The 11,133-nt window shown below is 42.6% G+C and carries 10 protein-coding genes; 8 read left to right on the top strand and 2 right to left on the bottom strand.

What is annotated here, in order from left to right:
* From AC1U9U_RS06985 to AC1U9U_RS06950, 8 genes are all read left to right on the top strand, one after another.
* The coding region (locus tag AC1U9U_RS06985; RefSeq protein WP_479959835.1) for an OsmC family protein at window positions 1-241 on the top strand (241 nt) is incomplete at its 5' end.
* 213 nt (window positions 242-454) lie between these two features.
* Complete coding sequence (locus AC1U9U_RS06980) at window positions 455-703, top strand: SHOCT domain-containing protein (protein WP_479959834.1); 249 nt, start codon at window positions 455-457, stop codon at window positions 701-703.
* A gap of 180 nt (window positions 704-883) precedes the next feature.
* On the top strand, window positions 884-3,082 hold the full coding sequence (locus tag AC1U9U_RS06975; protein WP_479959833.1) for a heavy metal translocating P-type ATPase: 2,199 nt from the start codon (window positions 884-886) through the stop codon (window positions 3,080-3,082).
* Window positions 3,083-3,232: 150 nt separating this feature from the next.
* Window positions 3,233-3,610 (top strand): ArsR/SmtB family transcription factor, encoded by a 378-nt coding sequence (locus AC1U9U_RS06970; RefSeq protein ID WP_479959832.1) that lies wholly within the window; start codon window positions 3,233-3,235, stop codon window positions 3,608-3,610.
* Between the two features lie 394 nt (window positions 3,611-4,004).
* Window positions 4,005-4,334 carry a metal-sensitive transcriptional regulator gene (locus tag AC1U9U_RS06965; protein ID WP_479959831.1) on the top strand — a complete coding sequence of 110 codons (330 nt, stop codon included), beginning with the start codon at window positions 4,005-4,007 and terminating at the stop codon, window positions 4,332-4,334.
* Window positions 4,335-4,415: 81 nt separating this feature from the next.
* Window positions 4,416-6,866, top strand: coding sequence for a heavy metal translocating P-type ATPase (locus tag AC1U9U_RS06960; RefSeq protein ID WP_479959830.1), 2,451 nt, complete (start codon window positions 4,416-4,418; stop codon window positions 6,864-6,866).
* Between the two features lie 74 nt (window positions 6,867-6,940).
* A complete protein-coding gene (locus AC1U9U_RS06955) occupies window positions 6,941-7,156 on the top strand; it encodes a heavy-metal-associated domain-containing protein (protein ID WP_479959829.1) in 216 nt (71 codons plus the stop codon).
* 175 nt (window positions 7,157-7,331) lie between these two features.
* On the top strand, window positions 7,332-7,742 hold the full coding sequence (locus AC1U9U_RS06950) for a ferritin-like domain-containing protein (protein WP_479959828.1): 411 nt from the start codon (window positions 7,332-7,334) through the stop codon (window positions 7,740-7,742).
* On the opposite strand, the gene AC1U9U_RS06945 is transcribed toward AC1U9U_RS06950, so the two are convergent.
* Window positions 7,739-8,506 (bottom strand): tRNA threonylcarbamoyladenosine dehydratase, encoded by a 768-nt coding sequence (locus AC1U9U_RS06945; RefSeq protein ID WP_479959827.1) that lies wholly within the window; start codon window positions 8,504-8,506, stop codon window positions 7,739-7,741. The two genes, AC1U9U_RS06950 and AC1U9U_RS06945, sit on opposite strands and share 4 nt — an antisense overlap.
* Before the next feature lie 78 nt (window positions 8,507-8,584).
* Window positions 8,585-11,116: an MASE3 domain-containing protein gene (locus AC1U9U_RS06940; protein WP_479959836.1), complete on the bottom strand. Its 2,532-nt coding sequence runs from the start codon at window positions 11,114-11,116 to the stop codon at window positions 8,585-8,587.
* Between the last annotated feature and the right edge of the window lie 17 nt (window positions 11,117-11,133).

Below are 11,133 nucleotides of genomic sequence, written 5' to 3'. Positions count from 1 at the left end.
GGAAAAAATGAGAGTCAACTATGAAAGATTCGAGATCAAGGCTGAGGGCCAGCGGGCCGAAGAGCATCCCCGGGTATTTACCGATATTCAAGTGGTTTATCAATTCTGGGGAGATGACCTGCCGGAAGACAAAATTAAACGTGCGGTTGAGCTTTCCTTTGAAAAGTATTGTAGTGTTATTCATACCGTAAACAAAGTTGCCCGTGTAAGTTATACGTATGAGATAAATAGCAACGACTGAGGCTAAGATAGTATCGCACCCAAAGCACCTAAAATTTAACTAGGTGCTTTTTTCATAACTAATTCACAACTATGTCATTCTTTCTGACAATATCTTAGCTATAATTCAAATCGTGAAGGAGATACGACAACTTTAAGGAGGAAACATAATGGATAAAATAAGTAGAAATACTATATTAGGTCAAGATAAAAGATATGGAGGTGAAGTATAATGATGATGTGGGGTTATGGACCTTGGTCGGGTGGCGGAGGTTGGTTTTCGGTCCTCGCGATGATGGCGGTTCAAGTTCTTTTTTGGGGGCTCATCATCTGGTTTGGTGTGTCGCTCTTTAAAAGGGGTAATGAGCGTACTGATACATTGAGAGTTCGTAATGATGCCATGGATATTCTCAGAGAGCGCTATGCCCGAGGTGAGATTGATTCTGAAGAGTTTCATCGACGGAAAGAAGATTTAATGAAGTAGCTGTTTGGGTAAGGGGCTTTACCGGTGGTAAGGCTCCATTTATATTAATCTAAAAAAATTGAGCTTGTAGAAAAAGATAGATATTGCTATAATACATATGAACAAGTACTCATACGTTGAATTGAACAACATAAAATTAAAATGGAACAGATAAAGAAAAGAGGTATGGAGGAATAAGATATGTCGGAGATAGCGCGTAATCAATCTGAGGAACTAGTAAAATACCGGATTGAAGGAGAATTCTGCCCGAATTGCTCCGCGAAAATGGAGCGGGCACTCAGTGCAACTGAAGGGATTGGGGAAACAACCATTAACTATGCGGCGAAAACCGTTTTTCTACCTCCTGCAATGGCCAATCAGGCTCAAGAGATTATGGAAAAGATCGAACCGGGCGTAAAACTCGTTTCAGTGGGGCAGCGAATATCTAAGCATTCTGAGGACGATGAAGAACAGGAAAAACAAGAACCCCGTAAGCAACTGCTGAAAATCGGGATTGCCGGAGTACTTTTAGTGATCGGTTTGATCTTCGGTTCAAAATGGCACGGCACATCCTTAGAAATACTCGAATATCTTGTTTATCTTCCTGCTTATGCCTTGGTCGGACGCGAAGTATTAGAGAAGGCCTTCCGCAATATTCTGCGTGGCTCTGTTTTTGATGAGAATTTCTTCATGGCTCTGGCTACCGTTGGCGCCCTGGCAATTCATGAGCTTCCGGAAGCTGTGGGGGTTATGCTTTTTTATTCCGTGGGAGAGTACTTCGAAGATCGCGCGGTCAATCGTTCACGGCGTTCTATTCAAGCGGTGCTGAATATTCGCCCGGATTATGCGAATCTCGTAAATCAACTGGATGTCACAAAAGTGGATCCGGAAGAAGTTCGTATTGGTCAACAGATTTTGATTCGCCCGGGTGAAAAAGTTCCGTTAGATGGTGAGATTGTTCATGGTAAATCCTTTGTGGATACTTCGGCCTTAACCGGTGAATCGGTGCCACGAACCGTTGAAGTGGGGGATACGGTTCTGGCGGGGATGATCAATACCTCCGGAGTTTTAAGGGTTCGAGTAACCAGGAAATTCGCAGACTCCTCCGTACAAAAAATTCTCGATCTTGTGGAAAATGCCGGTGCGCGCAAGGCTAAAACCGAAAAGTTCATTACCACCTTTGCCCGCTATTACACCCCTGGCGTTGTGGTAGCAGCCTTAGGGATTGCCTTGATTCCGCCGCTTTTTATGGGGGGAGACTTTAGGGAATGGCTTTATCGGGCTATGACAATTCTTGTAATCTCTTGCCCTTGTGCTTTGGTTATCTCTGTACCCCTCGGGTATTTCGGAGGAATCGGTGGAGCATCACGGCACGGAATTTTAGTAAAAGGTGCAAATTATCTGGAAGCCCTGACGGATGTCCGAACTGTAATTTTCGATAAAACGGGGACCTTGACTCAAGGCGTTTTTGAAGTTAATCAAATTGAGACGATGAATCAATATACAGAGGATCAGCTGCTGGAAATTGCGGCTGCTGCCGAAGTTCACTCCGGTCATCCCATCGCCAAATCAATTCGGGATCGCTGGGGCAAAGAAATTGACTCTGCTTTGACCTCAAATTATGAAGAAATCAGCGGTCAAGGGATTCGGGCGACCTTTAAGGGAAAAGCGGTCTTAGCCGGTAAAAAGGATTTTTTGGTTCAAAACGCTATACCTATTCCGGAGCTGAACACCAATGAAGTGGGAACTCAGGTTTATATTGCTGTCGATGGTGAATATGCAGGGAACCTCCTTATTTCGGATCGGGCGAAAGAAGGGTCAAAGGAAGCAGTAGCCAGTTTAAATCAGGCAGGAATCACTACTGTAATGCTGACCGGGGATCATCATACCGTGGCAAAGGCAGTTGCAGAAGATTTAGGAGTTAAGGAGTATCATGCCGATTTACTTCCGGAAGATAAGGTCACTTGGCTGGAGAAATACCTTCATAAAGTCAATGGAAAAGGCAAGGTTGTCTTTGTAGGCGATGGAATCAATGATGCCCCGGTGCTCACCCGCGCGGATATTGGTGTGGCAATGGGGGGCCTAGGATCGGATGCAGCCATCGAAGCTGCGGACGTTGTACTAATGGAAGATCAACCCGGCAAATTAGTCAGTGCCATTGATATTGCCCGCTTTACGAAGAAAATCATCTGGCAAAATATTGGCTTCGCTTTAGTGATCAAGCTCGGATTTATTGGCCTGGGCATGTTTGGTATAGCTACGATGTGGGAAGCCGTCTTTGCGGATGTCGGGGTGGCCTTGCTGGCAATTCTAAATGCAACCCGTGTTAGGCAGTATTCAGATCCGGAAAACGCTCGCTTTAAAGGGAAGCTTCAGATGAAAGAAGTAACAGCACGTTAAAATAGAGATTATTACCAAGTGAGGGTCGATCATTTGCATGAGTTAAGGAACTCTAGTAAACAGCACAGCAAGGGCTATCTTGCTTGTAAGAATTAAGATTTGCTGATATAGTTTGAAGCATAGGGATAGCATAATGAGGTGAATCTTACGATGATACCGAGTAAACAAAATAATGAGAATGAAAACCTAGCCTGCGATATTACTTGTGTTCATCCGGATGTCGTTAATATGTATTCTGATCAAGTCATAGGCCTCGAGCGAGCCACCGACCTTGCAGAATTATTTAAGACCTTGGGGGATCCGACTCGGGTCCGAATTATGGATGCACTCGCAAAGTCGGAGTTTTGTGTCTGTGATCTGGCAGAGCTTTTGGAGTTAAGCCAGTCGGCGACCTCTCACCAACTGAGAGTCCTTCGCAATAGTAATTTGGTCAAGTACCGACGGGATGGAAAAATGGTTTATTACTCCCTTCAGGATAATCATGCCCAAGAACTCTACCGTCAGGGCCTGGAGCATATCGACGAGTAAGAGCAATCAATCGAATTGGGTTTCTCCGTATTGACCCTGTATCACCTTGTGTGATGCGGGGTTTTTAATATTTTAGGTAATGTCCTGCATTCCATAGCACAATGTAAAAGTTAATACCTTCATGAGTATCCCACATGTGGATGATGGTCTTATGTGCAATCGGTAGACAAAATGGGAATACTGATTCTTGTAAATATAAAGAGTATGGTTTTTATGGCAATAGTAGATAGTATAATCGAGAAGCTTATTCTCGATTTTTTTCAATAAGAAAGAGAAAATTTGTAAGAAATTCGCAACTAATTCTTGATAAAGTCATTAACAAAATGTATAATTCAAATATAGCGCATAGGGTACCCCCCTATACTATATAGATAATAATAAGGAGCTGACTAGCATGGGTGAAGAGATTAAGGTGAGCTGTTCGACCTGTGAAGGTAGCAGCGGCACAAGAACTGCCCACCATGATGAAAAGACTATAAAAGAGCTGGTTAATCGCTTAAATCGGATTGAAGGTCAGGTTCGAGGGGTTAAGGGAATGATTGAAAAGCATGTCTATTGTGATGATGTACTGAATCAGATAACCTCTGTGCAATCTGCCTTAGATGGAGTGTCTAAGTTATTGTTAGAAAAGCATTTTGAATCATGCGTGAAGGATCGATTAAACCAGGGCGATGATGAGGTCATTGATGAACTTCTGAAGACTATATTCCGCATGAAAAAATAATGAGAGGACTACGAAAGTTACCCATCGGAAATTAGGGTATATTAAAACATCATAATATTAAATAGAGGGGGGAGAAAAAAAGTGACAACCAAAACACTTAAAATAGAAGGGATGACCTGTGCAGCCTGTGCTAAGGCCGTGGAGCGGGTTACCAAAAAACTCGAAGGAGTTACCGAATCCAACGTCAATTTGGCAACGGAAAAGCTCAATATTAGTTTTGACGAGGACAAGCTTTCTGTAGGTGATATTCAAGCCGCTGTGGAAAAGGCAGGCTATAAGGCGTTTACCGATGAGGTTAGCAAAACCTTGAGAATTGAAGGCATGACCTGTGCCGCTTGTGCTAAAGCGGTGGAAAGAGTAACCCGGAAACTTGATGGTGTGAATGAGGCCAATGTAAATTTGGCCACGGAGAAGTTGACCATAGGTTATGAGCCCTCCCTTGTGAACGTGTCGGACATTAAGAAGGCCATAGAGAAGGCGGGTTACAAAGCTTTTGAAGAAGAAAGAAAGCCGGTAGATACCGATAAGGAACGCAAAGAGGAAGAAAGACACCAACTCTGGATGAGATTCGTATTATCGGCAATCTTCACAGTTCCTTTACTTTATATTTCCATGGGACATATGTTGGGGTTAATGCTTCCGATGTTTATAGATCCCATGCTGAATCCTTTCAATTTTGCTCTTGTTCAATTCTTGTTGACGATTCCCGTTATCATTGCCGGTAGAAAATTCTTTACTGTAGGATTTAAAACTTTATTCCGGGGAAGTCCCAATATGGATTCTCTCATCGCCATGGGGACGAGCGCCGCTGTTCTTTATGGACTGTATGCTATCGTTCAGATTTACAATGGAAATATAATGTATGCCGGTCAGCTCTACTTTGAAGCGGCGGGGACCATCATTACCCTAATCTCACTGGGGAAATATCTGGAGGGCGTTTCAAAAGGTAAAACTTCAGAAGCCATTAAGAAGTTGATGGGGCTTGCACCCAAAACGGCACTTGTCGTAAGGGATGGCAAAGAAGTTGTCATCAACATTGACGAAGTTGAAGTAGGGGACGTTATTATCGTCAAACCCGGTGAAAAAATGCCCGTAGACGGTAAAGTAATCGAGGGAAATACGGCTGTAGATGAATCTATGCTTACTGGGGAAAGTATACCGGTAGAAAAAAATATTGGCGACATGATTATTGGAGCAAGTATCAATAAAAACGGAACCATTAAATATCGAGCGACTCGGGTTGGGAAGGATACTGCTCTGGCCCAAATAATTAAGCTTGTCGAAGATGCCCAAGGCACTAAAGCCCCAATTGCCAAACTCGCCGATGTTATTTCCGGTTACTTTGTACCTATCGTGATTGGTATTGCTACTATTTCTGCCTTGGCCTGGTATTTCATTGGCGGTGAGTCCACTGTATTTGCCCTAACCATTTTTATCTCGGTCTTGGTCATCGCCTGCCCCTGCGCTTTGGGCCTAGCAACTCCAACTGCGATTATGGTGGGGACGGGTAAGGGTGCAGAGCATGGGGTGTTGATCAAAAGCGGTGTAGCATTAGAAACTACTCATCAAATCAAGACTATTGTTTTCGATAAAACCGGGACCATAACTGAAGGTAAACCTACGGTTACCGATGTAGTGGTCGTTAATGGAATAACTCAAAATGACTTATTACAACTTGCTGCTTCCGCTGAGAAAGGTTCAGAGCATCCATTGGGTGAGGCCATTGTCAAGAGCGCAGAAGAACAAGGTTTAGAGATTAAAAAGTTAGATTTCTTTAAAGCTATTCCCGGGCATGGGGTTGAAGTAAAAGTTGAGGGTAAACACTTGCTACTGGGTAACCGAAAACTAATGGTTGAAAGCAGGATATCCTTAGAGAATTTTGAAGAGACTTCGGATAGGTTGGCGGGAGAAGGCAAGACTCCCATGTATATTGCCATAGACAACAAATTAGCCGGTATTATTGCCGTGGCGGATACGGTTAAAAAGAATAGCAAAAAAAGCATCGAAAGGCTTCATGAAATGGGTATTGAAGTCGTCATGATTACCGGTGATAACAAAGCTACTGCCGAAGCCATAGCTAAACAGGTAGGAATTGACAGGGTATTAGCCGAGGTTTTGCCTGAGGATAAAGCTAATGAAGTCAAAAAACTTCAAGCTGAAGGGAAAAAGGTGGCCATGGTAGGTGACGGGATCAATGACGCCCCGGCTCTGGCCCAAGCAGACATTGGTATTGCGATTGGTTCGGGAACAGATGTGGCCATGGAATCTGCAGATATCGTGTTGATGAGAAGTGACCTAATGGATGTACCGACGGCAATCCAGTTAAGTAAAAGTACCATACGGAATATCAAACAAAACCTCTTCTGGGCCTTCGGCTACAATACTTTAGGAATCCCTGTTGCTATGGGAGTACTCCACATTTTTGGCGGACCCTTGCTCAATCCGATGATTGCCGCCGCAGCTATGAGCTTTAGTTCCGTATCGGTACTTCTGAATGCGTTACGCTTGCGAGGGTTTACACCCGCTCGATAATTTTTTTCAGTGATAATCTGTAAAACTATGCAGATTAGATAAAAAAGGGATGGATATGAAAGGAGTCAATTCATATGAAAAAGAAAGTATCAATTGAGGGAATGAGCTGCGGGCATTGTGTGAATCATGTACGGGAGGCTTTAAGTGAGCTGGGTGGAGTAACTCAAGTTGAAGTCAATCTTGAAGGTAAGTACGCCACATTCGAAGCAAGCCAAGATGTAACCGATGAGACGATTAAAGCAACTATTGAAGAAGTGGGATATGAAGTTGTAGGTATTCAAGAAGTATAATTTCCAAGAGACCAAAAGACTAAAAGATAAAAGACATCCGGGCAATCTTATTAATAATTTGCCGGATGTCTTTATTTTCGGCTTTTGGTAAAAAAACGATAATCCTGGGTTAGGAGAAGCACCTTTCTGTTGCTGATTAGATAAAATAAACCAGTAAAATGCAGGAGGTGTGTCTATGTACCCAGGTGCTGAATCTCTAAATCCGGATATCTTAAAGGCAATTAATGGGCAGTATAGTGCTATTGCGTGTTACGCTAGACTGGCTGAAATGGCGCCAACAATAGAGGAAAGAAACCAAATACTTGAGATACGAAAGGATGAGATTAAACATTATCAAGTATTTACGCAGATTTTTATGACAATTACCGGGACACAACCAAATCCGTATATAACCGAAACATGCCCACAAACCTATAGAGAAGGATTGCATTTCGCCTTCAAGGATGAACAAGAAACGGTAGATTTTTATCATGAAATTGCGGATAAAGCTCAAGACCCCTTTATTAAAGAAAAATTCTTAAGAGCTGCTGCCGATGAGCAAAATCATGCTGTGTGGTTTTTGTATTTTACCACAAAATATCGTTAAGCCTCTCGTGCGCAATCCGCGATTAAGTCATTAACAACTTGCCCGGCCATAAGCAGTCCGGACACAGGGGGGACAAAGGAAATGCTGCCGGGAATTTGTCGCTTTAGAGCACAATGGGCGTCTCCTCCCGGACAAATACAATTGTTTCGGCAATCGGCTTCTGTGGGTAACGGAGTAAGAGGAAGATCGGGAGAATAGACTACTTTGATCCCCTTGGTTATACCTTCCTTACGCAATAATTTCCGCACAGCCTTCGCCAATGGATCACCACTGGTTTTAGATATATCTGTAATCCGGTAGTTTTCGGCAGAAAGGCGATTACCGGCCCCCATGCTGGAGATCAAAGGAATATTTCGCTTTATACACTCCTTGGCTAGGGTTACTTTTCCGGAGACGGTATCGATAGCATCCACTACATAGTCCGGATTGCCGCCAAGGAGACTTTCAGCGTTTTCCTCAGAGAAAAATTCCTTAATAGCTTCTACTTGAGCTTTAGGGTTAATATCGAGAATCCGTTTTTTCATTACCTCAACTTTGGCCTTGCCAATGGTGGAATGTAAGGCATGGAGCTGACGATTGATATTGGTTAAACAGATCTCGTCATAGTCTACAAGGACTAAATGGCCGACACCGGCCCGAGCCAAGGCTTCAGCCGTATATGATCCGACACCGCCGACTCCGAAAATAATCACGGTACTTTGCTTAAGCTTTTCCAGTGCCGGCTTGCCAATAAGAATTTCCGTTCTCGAAAATTTATGCTGCACGAGTATATCCTCCTAGATCAAATCTCCGCCATCAATTTAACAGTATACCACAGGGAATTGTATTGACGAAATCCAAAATCACAGTACCTTTTCCACAAACACATTAACTATTTCCGGATCAAACTGGGTTCCTGCGCAGCGTTTAAGTTCGGTAATGGCTTCTTCCTTAGTCTTTGTTTTTTGGTAAGGTCTTTTGGCGGTCATCGCTTCATAAACATCAGCCACAGATATGATTCGGGATTCAAGGGGGATGTCTTCACCCGCTAGGCCACTGGGATATCCTCTACCATCCCAACGTTCATGATGATGAAGGACAAAGTCGGCTAAGGGTACATATTCGTCTACTGACCTAAGCATTTGGTAGCCGGTTTCCGGATGTTTTTTGATGGCCTCATATTCTTCCTCAGTGAGTCTGTCGGGCTTATTTAAAAGTTCGGCAGGCAGAGTTATTTTGCCAAGATCATGTAAAGACCCGGCTGTTTTAATATCTCTAATCTCTTTTTCCCGTAGCCGCATGGCTTTGGCAATAGCTTCGCAGTATTCGGAAACCCTTTCCGTATGAATCTGTTCCGAGGCGTACTTTTGGTTAATATTCCTAAGTACGGTTTCGATAGTTTGACTATGCATGACTTTGCCGTACTTGCGTTTGTTTTTGTACATATTATTGTCGGCATTGGTAATAATTATCTCAATATCCTGATCAACCCTGGTTTTAACCGCATAACCTGCGGCCAGAGAGACAATTACAGAGTCCAAAGTTACTTGGGAAGCAGTAGAAACGATCTTCTCCTGAATTTCCTTTACTTTGGCCTCGTTCGTATTGGGAAGGACAATGACAAATTCATCGCCCCCATATCTACCGATAATATCACCGGCCCGGCAAGCTTCCTTCATGACTTTTGCCACAATCTTAAGTAATTGATCCCCCGTTTGGTGACCAAAAGCGTCATTAGTAAGCTTTAATCCATTTACATCCAATACCATAATCGCCAGGGGCAGGTTCGCTTCAGTATCCAGCTTTTTGAGTATTTCCGTCATATATCTTCGGTTATACAGGCCGGTTAGTGAATCGTGAAAACTTAAATATTCGATTTGCCTTTGCTTTTCTCTTTTCTCCGTAATATCTCGGAAAACAATTACGATTCCCGTAGCTTCTCCCGTACTGCTCTTAATCGGGGCGGCACTTACTTCAATGGGAATTTCCTTGTCGGTTTTAGATAAAAGCAGAGTATAACCTCCCAGCTTAATTATGTCGGCTGTTTCCAGAACCTTACGTACAGGATTAGTACATTTTTCCCGGGTGATTTCATGAATGGCATGGAATACTTCTGCTAAAGGTTTTCCTAAGGCCTCTTCGCTGCACCAACCGGTTAGATTTTCCGCTACGTTATTCACGACTAGTATACGACCAAGGACATCGGTAGAAATTACCCCATCGCCAATGGAAAATAGGGTGGTTTTAAACTGTTCCTTTTCATTGAAGATAACTTCTTCCATTTGTTTGCGTTCGGATATGTCACGGACGGTACAGAGGAGTTTCTCCTTGATTATTCCATTGCCAGGAATAATGCTGACTTGAATATCAAACCAACTCCGTCCACGGGGTAAGTCAAGATAATATTCGGCACGGCTCGGTTTGCCATGTTGCAGGGTTTCTTCGAGTGCTTCTTTTATTATGCTTTTGGCCGGTTCAGGGAAACCAATCTGATCAATGTGCTTGTTAAGCTTGTTTTCCGGCGCTACGTATAAGATATCGGATTCAGGGTAATGGCATTCCCTGAGGATTAGTTGATCATCTAGGACAAAAACCAGCTCTTGCAGGCTATTAATCAAGGCAGCCTGGCTGCGATTTAAGGCTTCCAACTGAAGGATATTGTTGCTTACTTCTTTTTCGAGCTCATTTTTTCTTGATTCTATTTCACGGAAAATAATATCTTGAGGACTTTTTATAGCAACTTGGATTACCGCTTTGTAAATAAAATAGACTGAGAGGATTTTAAAGTAATGTCCCAAAAGATTGAAGACATCGAAAGGGTCCGCATAAAATGTAAATAAAAGGTCGGTAAGAATCGAGAAGCTAAAACTGAGATAGAAATAGCGAAGGACATTCTTGTCAAAATTATCTCTTTTTGAAAATAGCAGAAGGAAGGCAATAATGATTATACCAATAATCACATATTCACTTATAATTTTAAAAGGCGTAAGTCCCCGCCCTTCGATGAAGGCATCCGGGAAAAATCTGGCGAAAATTGAGATAAGACCACCGGCTGTAATACAGAAGTAGATAATATACAGTGCCTTTACTTTAATCTTCTTACTTATTAAAACTGCTGCCAGCAATAAGGTTAAAGCTTCAAAATACCTGGAAAATATCCAAAGTTGGGTAGGCAAGTTTGCATCATAACCGATGATGATGTTCATACCTTTAAAAGCTAGCATATGCAAAAAATCTATGAAGATTAGGTAAAGAAAGCCGATGCTAAGTACTTTGATAAAATTATTATCTATATATTGATTCGAATTAAATACTATAAAACAAACACCTAAGGAAACCGCGATGCCGTAGCACTCTACGAAGGCATGAAATAGGTTATAGTTATATTCTTTCATAAGGAATAAGATAGAAA

It is taken from the genome of Desulfitobacterium sp. (genome assembly GCF_982384815.1).
The sequence above is the reverse complement of the archived record's forward strand: the minus strand, read 5'-3'. Positions and strand labels throughout refer to the sequence as shown.